The organism is Caballeronia grimmiae, assembly GCF_000698555.1.
GTDB classification, from domain to species: domain Bacteria; phylum Pseudomonadota; class Gammaproteobacteria; order Burkholderiales; family Burkholderiaceae; genus Caballeronia; species Caballeronia grimmiae.
The window spans coordinates 21,491-47,150 of the sequence record NZ_JFHE01000041.1; the positions used below are offsets into that span (position 1 = coordinate 21,491).

General features: G+C 61.8%; 23 protein-coding genes. 13 read left to right on the forward strand and 10 right to left on the reverse strand.

Features of this window, described 5'->3' with window-relative positions; translation table 11 throughout:
- The 7 genes from BG57_RS26150 to BG57_RS26180 all read left to right on the forward strand — a co-directional run bounded on the left by BG57_RS26150 (position 1) and on the right by BG57_RS26180 (position 6,560).
- The gene (locus tag BG57_RS26150) at positions 1–210 is read left to right on the forward strand and encodes a hypothetical protein (protein WP_035969676.1); all 210 of its coding nucleotides are present in this window, start codon (positions 1–3) and stop codon (positions 208–210) included.
- Entirely contained in the window at positions 207–974 is a 768-nt protein-coding gene (gene bcsQ / locus BG57_RS26155; protein ID WP_035969678.1) for a cellulose biosynthesis protein BcsQ, read from the forward strand. Before BG57_RS26150 ends, bcsQ begins: the two co-directional genes overlap by 4 nt.
- Complete coding sequence (gene bcsA, locus BG57_RS26160) at positions 971–3,499, forward strand: UDP-forming cellulose synthase catalytic subunit (protein WP_035969681.1); 2,529 nt, start codon at positions 971–973, stop codon at positions 3,497–3,499. Before bcsQ ends, bcsA begins: the two co-directional genes overlap by 4 nt.
- 55 nt (positions 3,500–3,554) lie before the next feature.
- Positions 3,555–5,111: a cellulose biosynthesis protein BcsG gene (gene bcsG, locus BG57_RS26165; protein WP_035969683.1), complete on the forward strand. Its 1,557-nt coding sequence runs from the start codon at positions 3,555–3,557 to the stop codon at positions 5,109–5,111.
- Positions 5,108–5,368 (forward strand): hypothetical protein, encoded by a 261-nt coding sequence (locus BG57_RS26170; RefSeq protein ID WP_052006008.1) that lies wholly within the window; start codon positions 5,108–5,110, stop codon positions 5,366–5,368. The genes bcsG and BG57_RS26170 overlap by 4 nt, the downstream gene beginning before the upstream one ends.
- A gap of 354 nt (positions 5,369–5,722) precedes the next feature.
- The gene (locus BG57_RS26175) at positions 5,723–6,145 is read left to right on the forward strand and encodes a hypothetical protein (protein WP_035969686.1); all 423 of its coding nucleotides are present in this window, start codon (positions 5,723–5,725) and stop codon (positions 6,143–6,145) included.
- Between the two features lie 16 nt (positions 6,146–6,161).
- Positions 6,162–6,560, forward strand: coding sequence for a hypothetical protein (locus BG57_RS26180; RefSeq protein WP_035969688.1), 399 nt, complete (start codon positions 6,162–6,164; stop codon positions 6,558–6,560).
- A 17-nt stretch (positions 6,561–6,577) separates the two neighbouring features.
- Here BG57_RS26180 and BG57_RS26185 read toward each other — a convergent pair whose 3' ends face one another.
- From BG57_RS26185 to BG57_RS26195, 3 genes are read right to left on the reverse strand one after another with little or no spacing between them, the layout of a single operon-like run.
- Complete coding sequence (locus tag BG57_RS26185; protein ID WP_035969689.1) at positions 6,578–7,375, reverse strand: ATP-binding cassette domain-containing protein; 798 nt, start codon at positions 7,373–7,375, stop codon at positions 6,578–6,580.
- Positions 7,372–8,382, reverse strand: a complete 1,011-nt coding sequence (locus BG57_RS26190) for an ABC transporter permease (RefSeq protein ID WP_035969691.1) — start codon at positions 8,380–8,382, stop codon at positions 7,372–7,374. The genes BG57_RS26185 and BG57_RS26190 overlap by 4 nt, the downstream gene beginning before the upstream one ends.
- Positions 8,382–9,503: a sugar ABC transporter substrate-binding protein gene (locus tag BG57_RS26195; protein WP_035969693.1), complete on the reverse strand. Its 1,122-nt coding sequence runs from the start codon at positions 9,501–9,503 to the stop codon at positions 8,382–8,384. Before BG57_RS26195 ends, BG57_RS26190 begins: the two co-directional genes overlap by 1 nt.
- A 536-nt stretch (positions 9,504–10,039) precedes the next feature.
- Between BG57_RS26195 and BG57_RS26200 the strand changes: the two genes are divergently transcribed.
- On the forward strand, positions 10,040–11,446 hold the full coding sequence (locus tag BG57_RS26200; protein ID WP_035969722.1) for an MFS transporter: 1,407 nt from the start codon (positions 10,040–10,042) through the stop codon (positions 11,444–11,446).
- A gap of 88 nt (positions 11,447–11,534) precedes the next feature.
- Here the strand turns inward: BG57_RS26200 and BG57_RS33930 are convergent, their stop codons facing one another.
- Genes BG57_RS33930 through BG57_RS26210 form a run of 3 tightly spaced genes read right to left on the reverse strand, consistent with a single transcriptional unit; the run spans position 11,535 to position 13,927 of the window.
- Positions 11,535–12,017, reverse strand: coding sequence for a M24 family metallopeptidase (locus BG57_RS33930; protein WP_338151985.1), 483 nt, complete (start codon positions 12,015–12,017; stop codon positions 11,535–11,537).
- On the reverse strand, positions 11,923–12,744 hold the full coding sequence (locus BG57_RS26205) for a M24 family metallopeptidase (protein ID WP_229753927.1): 822 nt from the start codon (positions 12,742–12,744) through the stop codon (positions 11,923–11,925). Before BG57_RS26205 ends, BG57_RS33930 begins: the two co-directional genes overlap by 95 nt.
- A gap of 55 nt (positions 12,745–12,799) precedes the next feature.
- On the reverse strand, positions 12,800–13,927 hold the full coding sequence (locus BG57_RS26210) for an FAD-binding oxidoreductase (protein WP_035969695.1): 1,128 nt from the start codon (positions 13,925–13,927) through the stop codon (positions 12,800–12,802).
- 409 nt (positions 13,928–14,336) lie between these two features.
- Here BG57_RS26210 and BG57_RS26215 point away from each other — a divergent pair, with 409 nt between their 5' ends.
- Together BG57_RS26215 and BG57_RS26220 are read left to right on the forward strand one after the other, a co-directional pair.
- Positions 14,337–15,266 carry a LysR substrate-binding domain-containing protein gene (locus BG57_RS26215; protein ID WP_035969697.1) on the forward strand — a complete coding sequence of 310 codons (930 nt, stop codon included), beginning with the start codon at positions 14,337–14,339 and terminating at the stop codon, positions 15,264–15,266.
- Positions 15,267–15,430: 164 nt separating this feature from the next.
- Positions 15,431–16,687 (forward strand): aromatic ring-hydroxylating oxygenase subunit alpha, encoded by a 1,257-nt coding sequence (locus BG57_RS26220; RefSeq protein WP_035969723.1) that lies wholly within the window; start codon positions 15,431–15,433, stop codon positions 16,685–16,687.
- A 37-nt stretch (positions 16,688–16,724) separates the two neighbouring features.
- Here BG57_RS26220 and BG57_RS26225 read toward each other — a convergent pair whose 3' ends face one another.
- Positions 16,725–17,570: an alpha/beta fold hydrolase gene (locus BG57_RS26225; protein WP_035969699.1), complete on the reverse strand. Its 846-nt coding sequence runs from the start codon at positions 17,568–17,570 to the stop codon at positions 16,725–16,727.
- Positions 17,571–18,224: 654 nt separating this feature from the next.
- Between BG57_RS26225 and BG57_RS26230 the strand changes: the two genes are divergently transcribed.
- Positions 18,225–18,626, forward strand: coding sequence for a low affinity iron permease family protein (locus BG57_RS26230; protein WP_035969700.1), 402 nt, complete (start codon positions 18,225–18,227; stop codon positions 18,624–18,626).
- 17 nt (positions 18,627–18,643) lie between these two features.
- On the opposite strand, the gene BG57_RS26235 is transcribed toward BG57_RS26230, so the two are convergent.
- The 3 genes from BG57_RS26235 to BG57_RS26245 all read right to left on the reverse strand — a co-directional run bounded on the left by BG57_RS26235 (position 18,644) and on the right by BG57_RS26245 (position 23,988).
- Positions 18,644–20,443, reverse strand: a complete 1,800-nt coding sequence (locus tag BG57_RS26235) for a GGDEF domain-containing protein (RefSeq protein WP_035969726.1) — start codon at positions 20,441–20,443, stop codon at positions 18,644–18,646.
- Between the two features lie 85 nt (positions 20,444–20,528).
- The gene (locus BG57_RS26240; protein ID WP_035969728.1) at positions 20,529–22,079 is read right to left on the reverse strand and encodes a methyl-accepting chemotaxis protein; all 1,551 of its coding nucleotides are present in this window, start codon (positions 22,077–22,079) and stop codon (positions 20,529–20,531) included.
- A gap of 238 nt (positions 22,080–22,317) precedes the next feature.
- A complete protein-coding gene (locus tag BG57_RS26245; protein ID WP_035969702.1) occupies positions 22,318–23,988 on the reverse strand; it encodes a purple acid phosphatase family protein in 1,671 nt (556 codons plus the stop codon).
- Positions 23,989–24,157: 169 nt separating this feature from the next.
- Here BG57_RS26245 and BG57_RS26250 point away from each other — a divergent pair, with 169 nt between their 5' ends.
- Both BG57_RS26250 and BG57_RS26255 read left to right on the forward strand, forming a co-directional pair.
- Complete coding sequence (locus BG57_RS26250) at positions 24,158–24,922, forward strand: DUF2278 family protein (protein WP_035969704.1); 765 nt, start codon at positions 24,158–24,160, stop codon at positions 24,920–24,922.
- 200 nt (positions 24,923–25,122) lie between these two features.
- On the forward strand, positions 25,123–25,660 hold a 538-nt coding region (locus BG57_RS26255; protein ID WP_035969706.1), incomplete at its 3' end, for a PLP-dependent aminotransferase family protein.

Genomic DNA, 25,660 nt, shown 5'->3' on the forward strand with positions numbered 1-25,660 from the left:
ATGGACACTCTGCTGATTTTCGCGGTGATGGGTGCGCTCGCGGGCGTGCCCGTGTGGATCGTTTGGCAGCGACGCAGTGCGCGCAGCGGCCTGATCGCCGCGCGTCGCTTCGATCCGCGTGACGCCGTGCCGTGCCGCATCGAAGCGGTCGCGCTCAACGGGCGTCTGCTGCCGGACGCCGATGCCGCCCGCGCCGAGGCCAAAGCATGAAGACCATCGCCGTGATTTCGACGACAGGCGGCGCGGGCCGCACCACGCTCGCCGCCACGCTCGCGGTGCTGCTCGCGCGACGCGGCCGCGATGTCGTCGCGATCGACTTCGATCCGCAGAACATGCTCGGCGCGTGGCTCGGTCTGGACGCCCTCGCGCCGCATGGCATCGCACACGCGCTGACGGGCGCATCGCACGCGTGGCACGCGCACACGTGGCGCAACGACGACGGCGTGCTGTTCGTGCCGCACGGTCAAGTCACGCTCGACGAAGCCGCCGCCTGCGATACGCAACTCGCCGCGCAACCGCAATGGCTCGAAAACGCGATCGCGGAAATCGCGCTGCCGGAAAGCGGCGTCGTGGTGATCGACACGCCGCGTTATCCGTCGCGTCAGGCGCAACAGGCCGCGCGTGCCGCCGATCTCGTGCTGTGCGTGTGTCCGCCCGATCCCGCCGCCTGCGCGGCCTTCGTCGCGCATCTGCCCGCGTTGCGGGAAGCGTGCGGCGATGTCCGCGTCGTCGTGAATCGCCTGAATCCGGCGCGCGAAATGCAGCGCGATGTCCTCGCGATGCTGCGTGCGGCGGCGGGCGGCCTGCCGGTGGCGCAGCGCATCCACATGGAAGCGGCGTTGCCGGAGGCGTTCGCGCGGGGCGCCTGGGTCATCGACGAAGCGCCCCATACGCAGGCTTCGCACGACCTGCACGGTCTCGCGCAACACGTCGATGCGCGGCTGCCCGAGATCGAAGCGAGTATCGCGGCATGAATGCAACGAACGTGAAGACGCGCCGCGAGCGCGCCGTCGACTGGATCGCACAAGGGCTCGGCTTGCCCGCTCGGCGCTCGCCGTTCGACTGGTGCGTGCGCCTCTTCTTCAAGCCGCCGCGCGAGGGCCGGCGCGACATCGCCCGCGAACTGCTGCGCGCGTTCCTGCTCGCGTGGGCGCACGAGTGGGGCGTGATCGACGTGCGCGATCCGCGGGCGTGGCTCCTGCGCGCGTTCGTGCGCGCGCCGCGCGAAGGCGGCCGGACGGTGACCGAAAGCGCGGCGCGCGTGCTGGATGCCGTCGAACGGATGCTGACGCCGGTGGCCGCCGCGATCGTCGCTGTCAAGCGCAGGGTCGACGCACGCATCGACCGCCTGCCGTGGGCGCGTGTCGGCGCGCGTCTGGAAGGCGGCGCGACGCGCATCGGCCAGGTGCGCTGGGCGCTGCCCGCAATCACCGCGTTCGGCGCGCTGATCTGGCTGATGGTCGGCACGTCGCCGCTCGGCTCCGGCGGGCAGTTCGCATTCTTTGCGGTGCTCGCGATCTTCTCGCTGGTGATCCGCCGTCTGCCGGGACGCCTGCCGGTGCTGGTGCTAGCGACGCTGGCGATGCTCGTGACGGCGCGCTATATCTGGTGGCGCACCACGCAGACGCTCGACTTCCGCACGCCGACGGAAGCGATCGTCGGCTACGCGCTGTACGGAGCCGAAGCCTATACGTGGATCGTGCTGCTGTTCGGCTTCGTGCAGACGGCATGGCCGCTGGAGCGCACGGTCTCGAAGCTGCCCGACGATCCCGCGGACTGGCCGAGCGTCGACATCTATATCCCGACGTACAACGAGCCGCTCGCCGTGGTGAAGCCGACGCTCTTCGCCGCGCAAGGCATCGACTGGCCCGCGGACAAGCTGCGCGTGTATCTGCTCGACGACGGGCATCGCCCGGAATTCGAGGCGCTGGCGCGCGAGGCGGGCATCGGCTACATCACGCGCGACGACAACAAGCACGCGAAGGCGGGCAACATCAACCGGGCGCTCGCGAAGACGACGGGCGAGTACATCGCCATTTTCGATTGCGATCACGTCCCGACGCGCTCGTTCCTGCAAACGACGATGGGCATCTTCTTCGCCGATGCCAAATGCGCGATGGTGCAGACGCCGCATCACTTCTTCTCGCCCGATCCGTTCGAGCGCAATCTCGGCACGTTCCGCCGCGTGCCGAACGAAGGCAACCTGTTCTATGGGCTCGTGCAGGCCGGCAACGACCTGTGGAACGCGACGTTCTTCTGCGGCTCGTGCGCGGTCATCAAGCGCGGGCCGCTCGAAGAAGTAGGCGGCATCGCGGTGGAAACCGTGACCGAGGACGCGCATACGGCGCTCAAGCTGCATCGGCGCGGCTACACGACCGCCTATCTGCCGACCGTGCAGGCAGCCGGTCTCGCCACCGAAAGCCTCGCGAGCCACATCAAGCAGCGCACGCGCTGGGCGCGCGGCATGGCGCAGATTTTCCGCATCGACAATCCGTTTCTCGGGCGCGGGCTGAACTTCTTTCAGCGCCTGTGCTACGGCAACGCGATGCTGCACTTCTTCTACGGCATTCCGCGCCTCGTCTTCCTGACGATGCCGATGTGGTACCTGTTCTTCCAGATGTACTTCATCAACGCGGCGGCGACGACGATCGCGAGCTTCGTGCTGCCGTACATCGTGATCGCGAACATCGCGAATTCACGGATGCAGGGCAAGTTCCGGCATTCGTTCTGGGCTGAAGTCTATGAGTCGGTGCTAGCGTGGTATATCGCGCTGCCGACGACCATCGCGTTCATCAGCCCGAAGCACGGCAAGTTCAACGTGACGGACAAGGGCGGGCGCATCGACGAGACGTATATCGACTGGGCGATGAGCAAGCCGTACCTGTTCCTGCTCGGCCTCAATGCGGTGGCGATGTCGGTCGGTATCGTGCGCCTCGTGTTCGGTGCGGGCGACGAAGCCGCGACCATCCTGATGAACGTCTTCTGGACGATCTACAACCTCATCATGCTCGGCGCGGCGGTGAGCGTCGCACGCGAGGCGAGGCAGGTGCGCGCGACGCATCGCATCGCAATGACGATGCCCGCGACGCTCGTGATGAACGACGGCAGCATGGCCGCGTGCACGACCAGCGACTATTCGACGGGCGGCCTCGGGCTGGTCGTCGAGCCGGGCAGTCTCGCGCTCAATGCAGGCGATTCGCTCGGCGTCGTCGTGAGCCGGGGCGAGCGGCAATTCCACTTTCCGGTGCGCGTGACGCGGCTGGCCGGCGCGCATCTGGGCGTCAGCTTCGATTCCCTGACGCTCGAAGAGGAGCGGCGTCTCATGCAATGCACGTTTGGCCGCGCGGATGCGTGGATCGAATGGGACGAGCGCACCGAAAAGGATTCGCCGCTCAAGGGCCTGAAGGAAGTGCTGTTGATGGGGGTGGAAGGCTATGCGCGCCTTTTCGACGGAGCGCGCCGGGCGCTAATTTCCGGACTCGCGCCCGAGCGGCATTAAAGCTTTGCCGCGTATGTGCCGTAGATGATGCAGCGATCGCACACTCTCAAACACGATGACGTTCTGGAATCTGTATTTCATCAGCAAGCTGGCTTTGTTCTCGACCGGCCACCTGAAGCCGCTGTGGCTCGCGAACATCGGCTTCGCGCTGGCGCTCGCGATGAGCGCGCCGCTGCGTTCGCGGCTGTGGCGCGCCGTGCGGCTGATCGCGGGGCTGGCCGTCGGCTTGCCGCTGATGTATCGCGAGGCGAACGTGCCGCCGTTCGGGCGCATCGTCGCGGAGTTCGGCAACCTGAGCACGTTCAGCTTCGGCTACTGGCTCGAATTGCTGCCGCGCTTTCTTCCGCCGATGCTGGTCGGCATCGCGCTGTGCGGACTGTTGGTGTACATGATCATCAATCGATGGCTGCGCGTCGCGACCTTCGTGATGCTCGCGCTCTTCGTGCTGCCGGTGTGGCAAGGCGCAAATGCGGTGCTGGCGCGCATCCATGCCGCGCCGGTGCAGGCAAGCGCCGTTGCAACTAATGGTCCGTCCGCCGGACCGCTGGACTACAACGCGACGCTCGCGGCATTCCGGGCGAAAGAATCGCAGCGGCAGGTGAGCTTCGGCCATGCGTCGGCCAATGCGAGCGAGCAGTTCGATGTCATCGTGCTGCATATCTGCTCGCTGTCGTGGGACGACCTCGATGTATCGAAGGCGCGCAATCATCCGTTTCTGTCGCACTTCGATTATCTGTTCACCAACTTCAGCACGGCAGCGAGTTACAGCGGCCCGGCGGCGATTCGCGTGCTGCGTGCGTCCTGCGGTCAGGAAGCGCACGCGGACCTGTACAAGGATGCGCCCGCGCAATGTCATCTGATGGCCGATCTGGCGCAGGCGGGCTACACGCCGCAAGTGACGTTCAATCACGACGGCCACTTCGACAACTTCACGCAACTCGTGAAGGACAACGTGGGCGTGCCGAACGTGCCGTTCGTCTCGAACGCCGCCGCGCCCGTCGCGATGCACGCATTCGACGGCTCGCCGATCATGGACGACTACGGCACGCTCGCGAACTGGTATGCGCAGCGCGCGCAGACGCCGGGGCCGGTGGCGCTGTACTACAACACGATCAGCCTGCACGACGGCAACCGGCTCCCGAACAGCAAGCTGTCGAGTCTCGAGTCGTATCCCGTCCGCGTGAACAAGCTGATGAGCGACTTCGACAAGTTCGCGGACCTGATCGCGCAATCGGGACGTCGCGCGGTGATCGTGTTCGTGCCCGAGCATGGCGCGGCGCTGCGCGGCGACAACAATCAGGTCGCGGGCCTGCGTGAGATTCCGACCCCGAGCGTGATTCACGGTCCCGTCGGCGTGCGGCTCGTGGGCTTCGCGGGCAATCATGGGCCGACGACCGTCATCGATCAGCCGACCGGGCATCTCGCGGTCGCGCAACTGCTGTCGAATCTGGTAGCGGATAGTCCGTTCAAGCCGGGTGTGACGCTGTCGCAGTACGCGTCGAAGTTGCCCGAGACGCAGATGATCGGCGAGAACGAAAGCACCGTGACGATGAAAACAGCCACGGGTTATGTCGTGAAGACCCCGGATGGCGTGTGGGTGGAGCAGAAATGAGCGACACGATGAGGCGTTCGGTTCCTTCGAAGGCGGCGCGCGCAGTGCATGACGTCGACGCGCTGGCGCAAAAGCTGCCGGGGCTCGACGCCGCGCGCTACTTCGACTCGCAAGCCGACGAGGAATATCGCGCCGCACTCACGCGCTGGCCGGTGATGGCGCGCCTGATGAAGCTCGCGCCTTGCGAGACGGTTTTTTCGGACGAGGTCGCGGAGCCGCTTATCGCCGTCGAAAACGCGCCTGCCGCTTCTCCTTGAACGGCTCGCGTCCCTCGCGGGTATCTTCGGTCACGAAGCGGATCGTCTAAGGATCGCGCTCGTATCGGATCGTCTCTTCCATAGGCATGTTCGACGTGCATCGGCAGACCGTTTTCGCCGGTCACGATCTCAGCGCGACGTTGCGCCGCGAGGCTAGCCCTAGCCATGCTACATACCGCGTCTGCCAATGATCTTCCGACGGAACCTTCCGGCCGAGTGAGCTCTTTTAGTCGCCGTCAGGAAAAGTTACCGTCACCCCTCGCCCCTTCCGGTAAAAACAGGGTTTATATGGATGCGATCGAGCGTTCTATCCGCCGATACTCATTCAACAGACCTAATTCACCGGAGCAAACGATGGCAAGAGCATTTCTTACTCATCAGCAGATTTTCGATCAAGGCGTCGCTCACCTTCTGAGCCAGGGCGGCGCGTCGCTTTTGCCGCGCGGAGGCGGGGCGTATCGCGGACGATGCGGCGGCTGCCCGGTCGGCGCGCTCGTGCGTCCGAACGATTACCGCACGTCGATGGAAGGCGTGCCGGTCCGCTTCGTCATCGCTGAAACGGTGCGCATTCCCGGCTATATGGACGCGGGCGTCGCCGCGCTCAAGCGCGCACTCTTGCGCTCACGCATCAACATCTATTCGCAAGAGACGATCGAACTGTTGAGCTGCCTTCAGAACGTGCACGATGTCTTCGGCATCTGGGAATGGAACGACCGCCTGCGGTCCATCGCGAGACAGTTCGGACTGTCGACGCACAGCCTCTTGCGAGCAGCCTGAGCGCGCGGAGCGGACGATGAGGAGCAACGACGAAATCTTCGCCACCGTGCGGTCGCATCTGCTTTCGCAGGCAGCCATTTCCGAAGACGATGGCGGAAGTTGCCGCCTGCGAGGCCGCGACGGACGCCGCTGCGCAATCGGCGTGCTGATCGACGATCGTTACTACAGCGAGCGGCTCGAAGGGCTGGGAATCAGCTACTACAAGGCAGGGCAGGACGGCCCACTACTGCAGGCGCTCGCCCTGTCCGGTGTGGATGCGTACGAACCGCGCGTCGCGGCGATGCTGCAGGATCTCGAAGACCTGCACGATGCCGCCGAAGTTGACGCGTGGCCGGTCCAACTCGATGCGCTCGCCCGGCGCTATGGGATAAAGTCGAGCGGATCGCTGGCTCAGCGCGAACTCGCGTGCGCGTGAGGCGATGCGTGCGACTGCTATCCGGTCGTCGCCCGCATCGCACGATATTCGCGCCGCACGATATCCATCAGCTCCGCCACCGACGTTTCCGCGCTGCGCTGCTCATACGTCACGCGGCCGCGCTGCATCAACATGATGCGGTCCGCGATGTCGAGCGTTTGCGCGTAGTTGTGCATGATCATGATGATCGAGAGCCCGCCTTTCTCCTTGAGCCGCATGACGAGATCGATGATGAGCGCCGCTTCACGCGCGCCCATCGCGGCGAGCGGTTCATCGAGCAACAGGATCCTCGCGTTCGAATTCACTGCGCGCGCCACCGCGATCGCCTGACGCTGCCCGCCCGACAGCCGCTCGACCGGCAGATCCACTGACGGCACGTGAACGCCGATGTCGTCGAGACATTGCGCCGCGCGCTCGCGCATCTGCCGGTGGTCGACGAGACGCAGCAGACGCCCCGGCCCCTGCCGCACGATCTCGCGATTGAGGAACATGTTGTGATAGATCGACAACGAGTTCGCGAGCGCGAGATCCTGATACACACATTCGATGCCGAGCGCGCGCGCGTGATCGACGTTGCGCAGCAGCGTCTCTTCGCCGTGCACGTGCAGCGTGCCGCTCGTCTGCTGATGAAAGCCCGTGAGTATCTTGACGAGCGTGGACTTGCCCGCGCCGTTGTCGCCGAGTATGCCGAGAATCTCGCCCTTGCCGAGCGTGAACGATACGCCGTCGAGTGCGGTCACCGCGCCGAAGCGCTTCACGAGCGTGTCGCCGCGCAGCGCAAGTGAGGAGGGCGCGACTTGCGATGCATCCATCATCGTCCTCCTCTGCGCCGGATGCGTCCGACGTGTATGTTGAAGATCATCGCGGCAAGAATGGCCGCTCCCAGAATGATGTTGAACGTGAACGCGTTGATGCCGATGAGCGTGAAGCCATCGCTCAGGATGCCGAGCACGGCCGCGCCGAGCAGGCCGCCGACGATCGTGCCCGAACCGCCCGTCAGCGGCGTGCCGCCGATCACCGCCGCGGCCACGGCGAGGAACATGATCTGATTGCCGCCCGCTTGCGGATCGATGGACGTGATGCGAAATCCTTCGAGAATCCCGGTGAATCCTGCAAGCACCGCGGCGAGCACGAAGTTACCAAGGCGCAGGCGATTGACGTGAATGCCGGCTTCGCTCGCGCCGAGCGGGTTGGCGCCCGCCGCCTGCGTGTGCAGGCCCCATCGCGTATGACGCAACAACACGTGCATGATGGACGCGAGCGCGACCGTCCAGATGATTTCGCTGTATCCCCATGAGCCCATAACCGCCGCGAACCCCGGTGAACCCGGCGTGGCAGCGGGCGTGCCGCGCGACATCGTGAGCGTGATGCCGTTGATCAGGAACAGCGTGCCGAGCGTCGTGACGAAGGAGGGCAAACGCAGGAACACCGTCACCGCACCATTCAGGAATCCTATGATAGCGGCGGCGACGAGTCCTGCTATGACGGCAAGCCACATCGGCGCGCCTGCTTCGTTGGCGAACACCATGATGAACGGGGTGAATGCGAACACCATCCCCGCTGAAAGATCGATGTCGCCACCGATCATCAGCATGATCTCGCCGAACGCGATGATCGCTACCGGCGCGATGAACTGCGACAGGTTGACGAGGCTCGCGTTGGACAACAGAAAGTCGTGATTGACGATCTGGAAATACGCTGCGAGCAGGATCGCCACGAGCAGGATGCGCAATTCCGCCGCCCAGTGCGATGTCCACGCGCCGCGCGGCCGGTCGAGCCGCGCGGGCGTCCGAGCTTCGCCGGATTGCTTGACCGTGTTCATTACGATTTGATGGCGCCGCTCATCGGCACGATTTGCGGTTTCGTCGTCTTGCCCTCATAGCGCGTCGATGTGTTGAGATACGGCTCGACGGTGCTCTTCGTCACGAACTTGAGACCGGTGTTGACGTTTGCCGGCCCGACGAGTCCGCCCGAAGCAAGGAACGTGAACGCTTCCATCACGGTGTAGAACCCTTGCACGTACGGTTGCTGGTCGATGGTGAAGTCGAGGAAGCCTTCGTGAATGAGCTGGGTCGTCTGCGGCAGCAAGTCGAAGCCGCCGCCGTGCACGCCCTTTGACGGCAGGTTCGATTCCTTCATCACTTGCGCGACGCCTTGCGTGCTGCCGGCATCGACGGCGAACATTCCCTTAAGGTCCTGATGGCCGAGGAAGAACGCCTTGATCTTCGACAGTTCTTCGTTGACGGTCGCGCCCGTGGCCACGGTCTGAATGTCGATCTTCTTGCCGGACTTCTTGATGGCGTCGCTCGCGCCGTCGAGACGCGGCTGGATGTTGAGCTGACCGGGCGTCGCGATGAACAGCGCAACGAGGCCGCTATCGACGAGGCTTACGATGCGCTCGCCCATCTGATAGCCCGACAGATACAGGTCCTGACCGATGTAAGCGAGGCGCGGGTTCGTCTTGCCGCGCGGGGCGTCGGCGTTGTATGCGAACACCGGGATGCCGGCGTCGAGCGCAGCCTGGATCGGCTTGTCGAATGCGTTCGGATCGACGATAGGCACGGCGATGGCGTCGGCTTTTGCCGCTATGGCGGAGTTCACCGCGCGGACCATTTCGCCCGCGTCCGAATTCGCCGAACCCGTCCATTGATAGTCCATGCCCAACATCGAGCACGCGTCCTGAATGCCGTATTGCGTCGGAACGAAGAACGGGTTCGTCGTGACGTGATTCACGAAGACGATCTTCCAGCGCTTGTGCTGCGGGAACGCCGCTTCGGCGGCCTGGGCCGAGGAGATCAAGCCGCCCGAGACGCCGCCGGCCGCGCCGAGAAGCGAGAGCGCGGCGCCGAGCCCTGCGCCTTGCATCAGGCCGCGTCGCGCCGTGCTGACTGGTCCGGTGCCGGTTGCGTTGCCTTCTTGTGAATCGTCCTGCTTCTGCGCCATGTCTTCCTCCGGTCCTGTTTCTGGTTAGGTCCTTCGTCGAACTTGCTATGCACTGGCTGGCAATCGGATTCGTGCTGCAACGGCTGCTTCGGCGGGCGTTTAAGATCGCGATTTCCGTCTGAATCCCACACTTCGGAATCGACTCGACGCAGCGCCTGAACTTGAATTAGGCAAACTATATGCAGGGCGTTTGCGCGTTTCGATTAGCGTTTTCCCGGTACAGGAGAGGGCAATAGTCTTGCTAATCGATTACGTTCTGAGTAGGGCGTAGCTGGGTTTTCGGCTGCTCACGCTGCCGGTTGTAGCGAAGTGAAAGCCTGCGCTGGCCAGAGGGCATCTTCCGGCGGACTTCGTCAAACGAAACGATATGGATTCCTGATCGGATGGCGAGCCGGGGTTGATGGAAGCCGGCGAGTCGGGGCAAGAAGCGCAACTGCGTTACGATGCGTTCTATATGTAGCGATAAGCAAGGCGTGCGCGCGATCGAAGTGCTCCTTCGACGCGTGCATGAAATGCCGAGCCAACCCGAAGGTGCCATGCGACAACTGGACGACGAGAAAGCGAACGGGAGTGCGACATACCGCCCCCAACATACCGATAGCCTCGCCCACGAAAACCGCGAATCAGCGATAGATGAAGAGCATGACGCGTCCGCAGTCGGCCGCACAGGGCCGCTGAACGAAGCGGCGCTTCTCGGTCGCAAGACCCCGCCGTGGCCGGATTCCGCAGCGGCGAATCCGGGACATCACGCGCCTGGCGGCAAGCGAAGCGTGGTGCGCGCGCTTGCCGGTCTGCTGGTCGGCTATGCGTTTCTCATCGTGGGGAATGGTCTTTTTCAGACGCTTATTCCGCTGCGCGTGCTGCAATCAGGCGCGTCGACGCTGGTCATTGGCCTGATCCAGTCGGGTTATTACGCGGGCTTCATATTGGGTGCGTTCATCAATCGAAGGCTGATCGATCGCATCGGCCAGCATCGGACCTTCGTTGCATTCTCGGCGGCAGCGTCGATCCTCGCGCTTGCGTTCGGCGCCGCAGAATCGCCGTGGACGCTCGGCTTCATTCGCCTGCTCACAGGCATGGCGTTCATGGGACTGTACACGTCCGTCGAAAGCTGGCTGAACGGCACCGTCGAGAATGAAAAGCGCGGTCAGGTCTTCGGCTTGTACGCGGCCATCAACTACCTCGCGGTAGGCAGCGGCCAGTTTCTATTGAACGTGGGTGGCGGATCGGCGGCGCATCAGTTCTCGATCGCCGCAGCGCTTTTCGCGGCGGCCGTCATGCCGGTGACGCTCATGGAAGGGTGGCCCGTCAAGGTCGACGACTCGAACCTCGATCGCGTGCCGGCGCGCAGTTGGAAAGAGAGCCTGCAGGAGATGATGGTAGCGACGCCGCTTGCCGTGCCGGGCTGCATTCTTGCGGGGTTCATCTATAGCAACTTTTATTCGCTCATGCCGGTGTATCTGGATCGAACCGGCTTTTCGACACATGATCTCGCGACATTCATGGGCGTCGCGCTCATCGGTGCGCTCCTTCCGCAGTTCCCGATGGGTCGTCTTTCGGATCGGATCGACCGGCGGCGACTCGTTTATTACACAGCGGCTATTTCGGCGTTGCTGAGTCTCTTGCTGTTCACCCTGAACTTTCGGATCGTCACGTGGTGCGCAACACTGGCTTATGTCGCCGTGACGTTCACGCAATATGGGCTGATCGTATCGCATGTGCAGGATCGCACCGAGTCGCATCTGCGAGTCGCGGTGTCGGCGATGCTGCTCGTGCTCTTCTCGCTTGGAGGGATGATCGGTCCGACGCTGGCTTCGGCGCTGATGACGCTCACTGGTCCGCGCGGACTGTTCCTGTTCAATGCGCTTTCGTGCGTACTGTTGGCGCTGAGCGCGAGGCGTGCGCTTCGTTTGGGGACGGAAACATCGGCGGCGGGCATATAGCGCTGTGGTTTGCTTTGCGCGCGGAGTAACCGATATGGCTTGCGCGTCGTCGCGACGAGTACGTCTCGACGTTCCAATTCGATGAAGTTCAAAGCCAGTCCGTCTCGAAGCCGCAACCGGTGAGCGATACGCAGCCTCGCTCACCAATTACGACCTGTTGTTCGAGCTTGACGCCCTCCGTTCCGCCTTCCGCGCCGATATAACTCTCGACGCAAACCGTCATGCCGGCTTCGAATCGTCCGTCGTATCCCGCACTGTCCCAGTCTGCCTGATGTGCGATCGACGGATACTCGTCCACCATGCCGATGCCATGCGCGAGGCAGCAATAGCGGTTCTTGATGTACTGGTCCGGTATCGTCCATGCCCGATCCGCGAACTCCTTGAACGTCATGCCGGGACGTAGCAGGTCCATGTTGTAGTGGACCTGCGAATAGGCAAGCTCATAGAGCTTGCGTTGCTCGTCCGAGGGGCGGCTGTCACCGACGAGCCATGTCCGTGAGATATCGGAACAGTAACCATATGGACCCACCATGTCGGTGTCGAATGCAAGCAGATCGCCTTTTTGAAGCACGCGACGAGCACTCGTGCATCCACGGATTCGTTCGGTCGCCGGACGCGAGCAGTCGCGTTTCGATCCATTCGCCGCCATGCTTGATATTTTCGAAGTGCAAATGCGCCCAGAGTTCGTTCTCGGTCATTCCCGGACGAAGCTCTCGCCGCATGCGCTCGATGCCTTTCTCCGCGGTACGCAAGGACTCGCCGACGAGCACGAGTTCGCCCGGTGATTTGATCATGCGCGCGGTTTCCATCAGCGCTTGCCCGTCCAGAAGCGCGATGCCGTGCTTCTCCAGGTACGCGGTGCCGAAAGGATCGAGACGGTCGACGGCCAGCCGACGGTTGCCGCTGGCATGTTGGCGCAAGACGTCGACGATCTCGGCGCCCCACGTTTCCGCACGCCGCTCCGCTTCGTGACCTGCGTTGAAGAAAGTCCAGCTTAGCGCGCCGCGCAACTCGACGTTGAGGTCCAGTCCGTCCCATACGTGCTCGCTGCTATGAAACTCCCAGGCAACGATGCGGCCATCTGCGAAGACCAGCACATAGCGGGCAGGATTGCGACCCGCCCATACCTGCATGTTCGACGTATCGGTTGCATAGCGGATATTGACCGGGTCGTACAGCAAGATCGCCGGGCAATCGCGCTTGCGCAATTGCTCTTGAACCCGCGCCAGCCGATACGCCCTGACTTCACGAAGAACGCTGTCTTCCACTCCGTTATCGACAGCAATGCTCGCACTCATCGACTGCTCCGTTCTTCGTTGTGATGTGGGGCTGCGATAAACGATCCTCGTGCCGCTACAGTTCGAGCGTCAGGTCGGAAGTCGGCCGGCTGCAGCACAGCAGACGGAAACCCTTCTGAATCTCTCGTTCGCGGATACCGCCGTTGTGTTTCATATCGACGGTTCCGTCGACTACTTTGGTCTTGCAGGTGCCGCACACGCCCTGGCTGCACGACGATGGAATCGCGACACCTGCCTTTCTTGCGGCAGAGAGCACCGTTTCCGAGGCGTCCATCACGAAGCTCTTCGATGACCGCGACAGCCTGACGGTGAATGTCTCATGAAAAGCGGGCTCTTTCTCGTGAACCGGCTCGTGCGCGACTCCTGACGGGATATCGAAGCTCTCCTGATGATAGCGAGCCGTATCGTGCCCGCCTTCGCGCAACAGCTCGCGAACGGCGTGCATATAGCCCGCCGGACCGCATGTGAAGACTTCACGCTCTCGATAATCGGGCACCCACTCCGATAGAAGCGAGAGGCTCAGGCGGCCCGTTGGTCCGTGCCATTCGGCTTCATCGCCGATGCCTTCGCAGACGAAGTACGTGTGCAGGCCCGGCGAAAGTTCGACAAGCCGATGAAGCTCCTTTCGATACACGATATCGGCGGGCGTGCGTGCGCTATGAACGAATACGACGTCGCGGTTCAGGCCAAGATCGATGCCTGCGCGCGTCATCGACATCAGCGGTGTGACGCCGGAACCCGCAGAGAGATACAGGGACTTGTTCGACCGCGCGGCGGTCGACGTGAACGTTCCCGATGGGCCATATGCCCGAAGCGTGTGTCCGGGCGTCATATGATCATGGAGCCAGTTGGACATCGTGCCGCCGGGTACGCGCTTGACGGTGATGGACATTAGGTAGGGGCGCGTCGGGGGCGACGAAATCGTATAGCAACGTTCGACCGTTTGACCGTGCACGTTTGCCGAGACGGTCATGAACTGGCCCGGTTCGAAACGTACCGGCGTACCGTCGCCGACGCGAAACTCGAACGTCCTGACGTCGTGCGTTTCATCGATCACTCGGCAGCAGGTGAGCGTCTGTTGTTCGCCGCTTGCCCACGGTGCGCCACCGCTTTCCCATGTACCCGGATTCGAAAACCGGTCCGCATCGGGCGCAACGTCGAATATCTTGTCTAGCGAGTTCATGGCATTGGATCGGTTGAAACGCCCTGCGTTTGTGCGGTTGCGTCGTGACGCGCGAACGGATGGACGTGCTGGGTGATGTGAGGCGACGACGAAGACGATCACCGGCGACCGAGCCAGTTCGTTGACAGTGTTGCTGCGGGTCTTCGCTTGCGTGGAGTATTGGTTCACGAAATGGCAGCGTCAACGCGCTTAATTTTCAGGGCGCTATTACATTAGATTATGCGTGGCTGCGGCTGAGGCAACGCGAAGCCGGCCGGCTTGCGGCTCGTCTAAAAGACGCGGCGGAAAACATTAATGCCTCGTTGCAGGGCGCGCAGCAGTTCGCTATCGTTCGCTGTCGAACTAGCGGCGAACATCGTCGCCCGTTTGAAGGCGTGATCATAGAAACGATTTCTTCCATGAGCTAACGATGAAAGCTGCTACAGATGGCGCGAAAGGGTATCGCCGGCTCGTTCCCTCGCTGACCGCACTGGTCGAATTCGAGGCCGTGGCGAGGCTGCGCAGCTTCACCAATGCCGCTGCGGAGCTGGGCGTCACACAGGCGGCGGTCAGTCGTCAGGTACGGCTTCTCGAAGAAATGCTGGGCGTTCGCTTACTGGACCGGCTGCACCGGAATCTCAAGCTGACGAAGGAAGGCGAGGTCCTTTATACGGTCGTGTCGGAATCGATGGGCAGGATCGCGGGCGTCTTCGATCGCCTATCCACTGGCATCGATGATGAAGAACTCGTGCTAGCGACAACCGCGGCTTTCTCGCATTTTCGCCTGATGTCCAGCATCGGAGCACTGAAGCAGATGTACCCGAATCTGCGCGTGCGCCTGACGACGACCATGTTCACTGCCGACTTGCGTCAGAACGAAGTAGACGCCGTCGTGCGATTCGGAAATGGCACCTGGAAAGATGGAACCTCATATCTGTTGTTCGAAGAGCAGGTATTCGCGGTGTGTTCCCCGAGCTGGATAGAGAAGCACGGCATGCCGGAGACGCTGGATGAACTGGCCGATTGCTCGCTCATTGCAGACGATCCGACGTCCGAAGGATGGCTCACTTGGGAGCAATGGTTCAGAGCGCTCGGAGGCCGCCCTGGCAAGCTGAAATATGGCCTGCGGACATGCCTCTACGCGGACGCGGTACAGGCAGCCATCGATGGACAAGGCATTATGCTCGGCTGGTCGAGGCTATTGCACGAACGTCTCGTCTCTGGCGAACTCGTGCGCTTGACCGACGCAACGCTCACCTTGCGCGATGCTTATTATGTCGTCGTGCCTCACGGCAGAAGCATTACTCCGACAATTGAGAGTCTCATCGATCTACTACGCGAGGCGGCGGGCGTTGCTTGAGGCCACGGCATTTCGCAGGCGGCTTCACGCACGCGCGAACGCATAATCCAAAGTAATACATCGCAGAAAATTAAACGCATTGACGCGATTCTTCGACACTCCAATACTGGCGCCAATGCGGGAACATTCGACTTCCCGTTATCCCCCAAACGTTGGAGAAGACGATGTCTGAGTTCGTATTGAAGCCCCTCGGTGAACTCGTTCGGAGCCGCGAGCCGGGTTGCGGATTGCCGGGAGAGGTTTTCAGCCGGCCAGATGTTTATGAAACCGACGTCCATGTCTTCTTCCATAAACACTGGATCGTGGCTGGCGTGACGGCGGATGTGCCGGAGCCGGGCGACGTGTCGGTGGTCGACATCGGGAAGGCGTCGGTCATCATCGTGCGCGATGACGACGAGAACATTCGCGCGTATCGCAATGTATGCCGTCACCGCGGCTCGCGGCTGAAAGAAGCCGGCAAGTCGACGGTCGGCATGCTGGTCTGTCCGTATCACCAGTGGACTTACGATCTCGACGGCAGCCTGCGTCATGCGAAGCATATGGGCCACGACTTCGATGCGACGTGCCGCAGTCTGCTGCCGGTGCATATCAAGGTCGTCGGCACGCATATCTTCGTGTGCTTGGCGGACGAGCCGCCTGCCGACATCGCGACGCTCGAAGAAACGATGACTCCGCGCTTCGCTCCCTATGAGCTGCAGAACGCGAAGATCGCGTTCGAGTCCGAGATCATCGAAGACGGCAACTGGAAGCTCGTCATGGAGAACAATCGCGAGTGCTATCACTGCGAGGCGGGACATCCGGAGTTGACCTTGTCCTTCGTGCCGGAATCCACGGGTGCGAGCGCGGACGACATGGACGAAGAAGGAAGAAAGGCGCTCGATGCATATAACAAGGTCAACGCTGAAAGCCAGAGCGATTGGGAAAGCGAAGGCTATATCTGCTCACCGGTGGAAGCGCTCAGCGGTGACGTCGTCACGCAGTTCCGCACGCAACGCTTGATTATCGGAGGCAATGGCGAGTCGCAGACGATGGATACCAAGGTGGCGTGCCGGAAACTGCTTGGCAATCTGACTCGCCGTGATCTCGGCGACACGCACCTGTGGACCCATAACTCATGGTCCCACGTGATGAGCGATCACGCGATGATCACGTACATCATCCCGCTTACGCCCGAGAAGACGCTGGTCCGTACGAAGTGGCTCGTTCATGCGGACGCAGTGGAAGGCGTCGACTATGACCTGACGAAGCTGACCGAAGTCTGGGTCGCGACGAACGCGCAGGATGCGAGCCTCGTTGCGATCAATCATCGTGGCGCGCGAGATCCCGGCTATATTCCGGGGCCTTATTCACCGACCACTGAGACGTATGTCGACCAGTTCGTCGGCTGGTATGCGTCGCGGTTGAAGGCGCACGGTTACTAAGTCAGAAGGCGCGCAAAGCGGGGTCCACCGCAGCGGATCAAAGCGTTTCGGTGGACATTGCAATCGACTCTGTCCGTTCGATGTTCGCATCGACTTCAGCGATGTGCCGCGCGATGGCCGCATTGACTTCGTCAGCGTGCGTGACCGGCCCCATGTGTCCTGCGCCCTCTACCACTGCGAGCCGCGCGGCTGGCAGCAGCATGGGCAGGCGCTCCGCGATGGCACGCGTTGGAAGAGGCGCGTGCTGTCCGAGCAGGATGAGCGCGGGAACGCGCAGCGCGGCGTAAGCACTGGCCGGCGTGCGTTCGTCGAGCAGCGCACAGAAATCCAGTGGCGCCTTCGGAGCCCAACGTGTAAGCGCCGCCTGCACCGAGGGCCGCAGCGCGTCCCATGCTCCCGGACCGCCCCAGTAATCGACGAATGAAGCGGCAGCGCCGCGATAGTCACCACAGCTGACGCCATCGGCGGTGCGCTTCGAGATCGCAACGATCTCTGCGAGCGCATGCATTCCGTGTGCGCCCATCGTCTTCAACAGATGAAACGCCGACGGCTCGTACAGCGTCAGACTTGCGATGCGCTCGGGCCGTTCGAGCGCAGCGCGCAATGCGACGCCGCCGCCATATGAATGGCCTACGAGATGGACCTTGTCCGAGGACGCGTCGATGATGCCGACCGTTCTCGCGGCCTCGTCGGCGAGCGTGAATGCGCGCTCGCCGCTCCACGCCCCCGTACTCTGGCAGCCGTAATGCTCGGGCGCGCTGAATGCGTGGCGCCCGCCGATGGCCTCGCCGAGCTTTCGCCATTGAGCGGCTCCGGACCCAGAGCAATGCAGTGCGATAACCGGTCTTGCGGATGAAATGGTTTGTGCGTCAGGGGTATTCATTTCTCAAGCGTCCTTTTTGAAGAAGGCATCGAATGAGTGTGAGTATCGGCGCGTCGTTCGCGTGAGGGAATGACCTATCGTCCACGTGTTTTGCGCAAGACGCCGCGAGTGGACGGTTTCGCACTGGCTTCAGAATGTCTAATATCGAAGATAGCCGTGGGGCGCGTGCTATCGCGTTCTTCACGGTGTCAGTGGACGGAGGACGCCATGAACAATAGCGGCGCGGCTGCGCACTTAGGACCTTATCCACGCGCTCGCGCCATGGCGGCGATCTTCATGCTGATGTGCGCTTCGCATGCGGATGCGCGGACGATTACCGTCATAACCGCGACCTATGGCGCGAACTGCGGCGCGCCGGCCGGCAACGCAACCGGAGACCTCGTGCGTCAATGCGATGGCCGCGACACATGCCAGTACATGCCGGATCAGAGAAGCCTAGGTCACTCCGCGCCGTCGTGTAGAAGCGATTTACAAGCCGACTGGCGCTGCAGCAGTTCCGAGTTGCACACGGCGATGCTAAGTCCCGGAGCCAATGCGGATAGCACGCTAGTGTTGACTTGTATCGAGGAAAGCGGACCGGGACATTGAGCGCCTTTTCCTCCGATGATGCCAAGAGCAATCAAGCAAGCCAGCATCGAATGATGTGGAGACGACATGAATACTTCCTGGTTCCTCAAGTTCTCGAACACGCTTGCGCAGTTGGCTGGCCGTGCATCGACGTTCGTCGTCGCTGTGGGCCTGGTGGTGGTATGGGGCTTATCCGGACCGTTCTTCCACTTCAGCGACACGTGGCAACTCGTCATCAATACGTCGACGACCATCGTCACTTTCCTGATGGTGTTCCTGATCCAGAACACCCAGAACCGCGACACCGCTGCGATGCAGATAAAGCTCGACGAAATCATCCGGGCGCTGGACAACGCACATAACGCGCTACTCGATCTCGAGGAACTCGATCAGAAAGAGCTGACAAAGTTTCGAAAGCATTATGAAGCGCTCGCGCAGCAAGCGCGCGATGACTTGCGTTCGACTGGTAGACGCGCGGATGACGAATGAGCAGTCGCAGCAGACGGTCAGACGACGTCGCCATCGACAGAGAACTGCATCACGACGATGCCAATGGTGTCGCGTTTCGCGCGCTGCTTCGCAATTGACGCGACCTTGCTCAACTGCGCCGCTGCGCGCAATTGCCCCGGCTTGACGGTGACTGCGCCGACGGACAGTCTCACGAAGTCGAAGAACGCCTGCCTCGCGAATCGGTCTTCGCCGATGATACCGCCCGCGGCGCGATCTTCAGTGGAGTAATAGCCGCGTACCCGATCGTTGAATTCGCCTGCGGCCCGGCTGATCCGCTCGTACCAGTCGTCACTTTGAAAGAGGATCAGGAAGTCGTCGCCACCAATGTGGCCGAGGAAATCGCCATGAGGATCGCACGCCGACGACAATGCGTGCGCAACCGCTTTCAAGACGGCGTCGCCTTGCCAGTAGCCGTAACGATCATTGAAGGGCTTGAAGTGATCCAGATCCGCATAGCACGCGACGAACGCCACGCCGCTATCAATGAGGCGTTCGATATGCGCGCCCAAGGGCAGATTGCCGGGCAGAAACGTCAGCGGATTGGCGTGACGCGCAGCGTCGAGTCGAAGCTCGGTCACGGCCCGCACTGCGCTTGCGCCTGCAATGAGACCGATGTACTTGCCGTCGTCGACGACAATGAAGCCGTCGGATAACGCGTGCTGTTCGTCATCGGTTAATAGCGTGGCGATCGTTTCAATGCTCGTCGTGCGCTCGATGGACACCGGCTCCCGATTTGCGAACTGCATGCATGCACGCTTGCCGAAGAGCTCGCGATGATAGGGCAACGCGAACTGGTCCATCAGAGAACGCCTGTTGATGAGCGCGACGGGTGTGCCCTGGCGATCCACCACAGCGAGCGCGTGCAGGGACGGAAACGCGTTGAAGAGATGCACGGCGTCGTCGTTGCGCGCTTCGGGCTTCAGCGTGGGCGCTTCGATCAACATGGATTCGAGTTGATTCGCGCTTTCGTTGACATCGGCGCGACGATGCTTCGTCGCCGGATACACCGCGATCTGCTGCGATCGCAGCAGCGTAGCGGCGGATTCGGACACGTGCGTCGCCGGAGTCTGCGATGGACGGCCAAGCAAGAAGCCCTGCGCGAACGGGATACCCAGATCGCGCACGATTCTGAGGTCCGCTGCGCATTCGACGCCTTCCGCGATCAGCAACGTGCCGGTCGCGTTCGCGAAAGACACCATCGATTTCACGGCTTCGAATTTCACCGCATTCTGCGCGATGCCATGAACGAAGTATCGATCGACCTTCACGTAGTGCGGTGCAAGATGTGTCCACAGACTCAGCGACGCATTAGCGACGCCGTAATCGTCCAGCGCGAAGCGCAAGCCGCTTGCACGCAATGCATTGACTGAATCGACAAAGACATCGAGGTCGGGAATCTGGCTTTGCTCGGTCAGCTCGATCACGATCCGCTTGCGATCGACGTGCAGCAACGAGGCTTCGCGATCCGGCTCCAAGCTGATCGCGGCCGCACTGTAGTTGACGAAGAGGAGCGCGTCGCCGTCCCGGCGACCGTTGAAGTAAGCCTCGATGCATGCGCGCGCTGCGGCTTGTTCAAGCTCGACGGCGAGTGCTTCGTCGTGCGCGCGAGCGAAGAGGGCGACCGGCGATTCGAGCGCTCCGCCTGCCGGTCCGCGAATGAGCCCTTCGTGGCCGATCACCGCGCCGTCCGAGAGCCGCACGATCGGCTGAAAGAGCGCCTTCAGCGCGCACGATTCGATGAGCCGCGAGATGATGGGCTCGCTGTTCGTTTCACATTCCGCTACTAAAGAAAGCATGGCCACCGTCGATTCGCACATCGGCACGCGTTCTAGCGCGAGCGATGGCGCAAGAGTTGAGGGACTGTTCCGGCAGATGTTGCGCTCAGCACGTTTCCAGCGTGAACGCCTGCATGACCGAGGTCAGGGCTTCGGCTTTCTTGCGCAGACCTTGAGCGGCCTGCACGCCGTCCTGCGCGAACGCTGCATTCTCTTGCGTGGTGCGATCGAGCATCGACATGGCGCCGTTGAGTTCATCCAGATCGCGGCTCTGATCCGCCGATGAATTCGCAATCGATTCGATCAGACCGACGAGGCCGTCCATCGTGCCGATGAGGCCCGACGTCGCGCTGCCCGCTTTCTCGACTGCGATGCCGCTGCTGTCGACTTCGGACGTCATGCCCTTGATCAACGATGCAATCTCTTGCGCAGCGGTGGCCGTGCGGCTCGCGAGGCTGCGCACTTCCTGCGCGACGACCGCAAAGCCACGGCCTTGCGCGCCGGCGCGCGCCGCTTCGACGGCAGCATTGAGCGCAAGCAAGTTGGTCTGGAATGAAATGCTTTCGATGACGGACGTGATGTCGCGGATGCGCGTGGAATTCTCGACGAGGCCTCGCATGCGGGCGACCGCTTCCTTTGCCGCCGTATCGCCATCTTTCGCCTGTGAGGAAGCTGCGTTAGCGAGCGAACGTGCGCGCGACGCATGACCGGCGTTGTCGCGAACCATTGCGGCGAGTTCGTCGATACTGGCCGATGTTTGTTGCAGGCTCGCGGCCTGTTGCTCGGTGCGAACCGAAAGGCTCGTATTGCCGCTTGCCAACGTTGCGGTCGTCTCGGACATCGTGGCGGTCAACGCATGAACTTGTCCGATCATCGTCGCGAGTTGCTGGCGCATCGCTTCCATTGCGGATAGCAGGCTGCCGGGGTGTTTTGCCGGCACTTCGGCGGACAAGTCGCCTGAGGCGATCTGATTGGCAAGCTGCGCCGCGACCGCGGGTTCGCCGCCGAGCTGACGCAACAACTTGCGAAACAGCGACGCGCACAACACGCTGACGATCACGAGTCCCACGCCGCTCGCTAGGAGAACGATGATCTGCAGAACCCGTGCATCGACGATCGACCGGTTGTATTCGTCACGCGCAGTCGTGAGTTGGCGTTGCCTCAACTGAAGACCATCGTCCTGGAGCTTCTTCGACATCGGCTCGATGCTCTGCGTTTGAATCCACTGGGCTTCCGAGAGATTGTTCGACGCAAGCAGTTTCGTCGCGGGGGTGAAGCCCTTGTCGCGCAGCGCGTGCCAGTCCGTCGCGAAGCGGCTTGCAAGCGTTCGTTCCTCCGCATCCAGATCATGACGGAGATACTGCTGCATCATGCGGTCGATCTGGTCAATGCGCTTTCCCGCCGACTCGACGACACGCTTCGTCTTGTCCGCCGACGGGTCGAGGATGGCGTCGCTGATGGCGAACGTCGTCTCTGTCGTTGCCTCGTTGATGATCGAGATGTTCTGCAATGACTGCGCGCGTCCTTCGAACATGCGCTTGAGTGCGGCAGTGCCGCTCGATGCGGCCACGAGTCCCGCCGCGCCGACCGCAGTGAGCGCCAAAGCCGCAACGATGCTGACGATAAGTAGATGAGTTCGAACCGTGATAGTGCGCATGAAGCTCCTGCTGCTCAGTTTGACGAAGGCGCATGCCGTTGCTTCGTGTTCGCATCGGCGAAGGATTGCGGGCATGCGTCGCATGCACGGCTTAACGGCCTTCAGACGTCTGAGTTGAGTGAATTATTTGTGACGCGATGCATCGCCATGGTGCATCGGCTCTGCAGTGATAATACGGATGACGAAATAAACACAGCTCCGGTTCCATGCGTCACCGGGGCTATGTCTTTGACTCAGTTCAGCGGCGGGACTGCTTCTCCAGCACGACGGTTTCGAACAGATCGTACTCGCCCGTCGGCGTCTGATCGGCGCCCGGTGCATGGTAGTAACTCATCGTGAGGGAGGTCTTGCCGCCGTGTTCACCGGGATCGACATCGAACACGGCGATGCCATAGCCCGTGCCGGTATCGCGTTGCGCCGACCAGATTGCATCCTCGACGGCATCGGCGCCGGGGCGGACGAACGCGCCCGCAGTCGCGCCCGGGGCCGGCGCATTGCGTTTCGTGAACACTTGCGCTTGCGGCAAGCCGTTACCCGGATCGGTGCCATACACGTCGAGCGGGGCGCTCGTGCCGCCGCCGCCGAGAATCAGGTGGATGGTGCCGCTCGTCGTGTCGATCGGATCGTTTGCGCGCTGTGCTGTCGTTACCGGACGCGGTTGAAGGGTATCGACGCGCTCGCCCGTCAGCACGTCGCGGCCCGCATGATGATTGCAGCCGCGCACCGGATGACTGCGCTCATAGTCGTGATCGTGGCCGCATAACACGAGGTCCACGCCATAGCGGTCGAAGAGCGGCAGCCATGCCTCGCGGATGCCTTTATCCGAACCGTTGCCCGTCTTCGATGAACTGAGCGCATCCTGATGCATCTGCACGATGATCCAGTCGATATCGTCGTCATGTGATGCCTCGCGCAGCGTGCGTTCCAGCCAGCGTGTCTGTTCGCCGTTGCTATAACCGCGAACGTAAAACGACGTGCCGGGCGGAATGGCGGCGTGACCCGTGCTCGCGGCAGGCACGAGCGGCGCGGGGCCGGCAACGAACGCGGCGGCGTCCTGATAGACGACGTCGTCCGCATCGAGCGAAATGAAGCGCACGGAGCCAATCTTGAAGGTGTACCAGCGTCCCTGAAAGTGGGTGCCGTTGTCGGGCAGTGTGTAGCGCGTCAGATACGAATCGAAGCCCTGTTTGCCGTTGTGAAACTCGATCTCATGGTTGCCGGGGCAGGGCATCCACGGACGATTCGCGGCCGATGTCTGCGCGTTGTTCCCGAAGTCACGCCACACTTCCGGCTGATGCGACGGGTTGAGGTTCGCGTAGCAGAGATCGCCGTTCAGCAGGTGAAAGAGCGGCTGAAAGCGTTCGACGGCTTGCACCGCGAAACGGCTTTGCGGCGATGACAATACCCAACCTGTGTTCGGCGTCGCCAGATCGCCATAGCTCGTAAAGCGGAACTTACGGCGCCCGTGCGGCGCGGTCGTGAAGATCGCGCTGAAGGGTTGCGCGGCTCGGCTGTCGTTGTCGGCGGTGACTTCATAGCGGTAGGCCGTGTCGGGACGCAGCCCGTGCAAGCGTGCGTGATAGGTGAAGACGGTCTCGCCGTTGAGACCATCGGTGTACGTGCGTTGGATTGCGTGAACCTCGTGCGCGTGACCGCCATCTCTGCTCAAGCGAACGCGCGGCTTGATCGCTTGTGCGAGCGAAGCCCAGCTCACGATCACTTCGCTCGTCGGGTCTTCACCCCACGTGAGGTGCACTTGCTCGGGCGTTCCATCAGGATTCGATGTCTGTGCGAGCGCGGGTCCGCTCATCACATTGGCGGCCGTGGCGAGACCCGACGCGCCTGCAAGCTTGAGAAAGCCACGGCGCGATGCGATCGATGCACCATCCTGCTGGTTCTTCGTGACCATGAACGTCGAGCTCCTTTTGGGGAAGGGATATGCTTTGAATTGCGTCTGCAAGACATTATGGTCAGGCTTATGACGGGACCGTGACAGAAGACTCGAAGGTTTCAACTACTGTGCACGAAGGTATTCCAAAGCTGAAAATACCGTGACGTTTCACGTAAAGGAGAGGCGCATGGCACGTAATCCCTATGTCGTATTCAAGGGCAAGGTCACACTCGGCGTTCCCTTTCTGGACGGTTACAAAGGCGATCCGCATTACGTGATCGTCAGTGAGGACCAGAACGGCAATGAGTTTCGCATCGTCACGAACGTGAAGTCCGACAGCTCGCTCACTGGACCAGCGGGTTATCTCGTGCTTTATCTATGGGACCAGTACTTCAAGCATCCGATGACCGCCGATCTCGCCACGCTTGCGGCAGGCGTATTGACAACGGGCTTTCCAAAACTGGACTACGTGCACGACAAGCGCCTCGTCGATCTCACTGCGATGCGCCCCATTCCGCTCGACACGAAGGACGAGCACAACGACATCAACGCGCTCATCAATGAGATGCTGCAACTGGACATGTCCGTCGATGGCGTCGACTATGTTTATCCGACACCGAGCTATCGCGACAACCGGCTTGGATGGAAGCCCCGGAAAGACGTGACGGTGTATGGCTTCGGCTTCCTGTTCGAGCCGGGCAAGGACGGGTTGCACGAAACGCACATGAATCAGGGCAATCCGAAGCCGCCGCCGGGAAGCCATACGAAGGACCATTCGAACGAGAACGGCGTGTTTCAGGATGGCGCGGTGATGATCGAAGTCGACGGCAAGTTTCAGGCGCTATTCGTCGCGTTCCAGACGCAGCTCGTGCCGACCGACAATCGCGGCAGGCCGATTCCCGGCGAGTCGCATCCGATTCTGCAAACCGGCAAGAGCGCGAGCCACGGTTGATGATGCTTGGCCGCGCGTGTCGAGGGTGACGCTTTTATCCACGAAAGATGGCGAAAACGTCCTAGTCCCGGCGATACCAGTCGCGGCATGATCTGGCGATGCTTGCGTCACTGCAAGGCCGATTTGCGGTCGCGCGCCTCGCGAACACGTCGGCAAGCGTTGCTTTCCAGGTTTAATCGCCCACTTCATCGGAGCCGTTCATGTTTGATTATTCGTCTGGTACTGTCTCGCGCGTCGACCCGGAACTCTGGCAAGCCATTGAACAAGAGAACCGCCGTCAGGAAGATCACATCGAACTGATCGCGTCGGAAAACTACACTTCGCCCGCGGTGATGGCTGCGCAGGGTTCGCAACTCACGAACAAGTACGCCGAAGGCTATCCCGGCAAGCGCTATTACGGCGGTTGTGAGTACGTGGATATCGTCGAGCAGCTTGCGATCGATCGCGTCAAGCAACTCTTCGGCGCCGAAGCCGCGAACGTGCAGCCGAACTCCGGCTCGCAGGCCAACCAGGGCGTGTTCTTCGCGATGCTCAAGCCGGGCGACACGATCATGGGCATGAGCCTCGCCGAAGGCGGCCACCTCACGCACGGCTCGCCGGTCAACATGTCGGGCAAGTGGTTCAACGTCGTGAGCTACGGGCTGAACGAAGCGGAAGATATCGATTACGAAAAGACCGAAGCGCTCGCCAAGGAACACAAGCCGAAGCTGATCGTCGCGGGCGCGTCGGCGTTTGCGC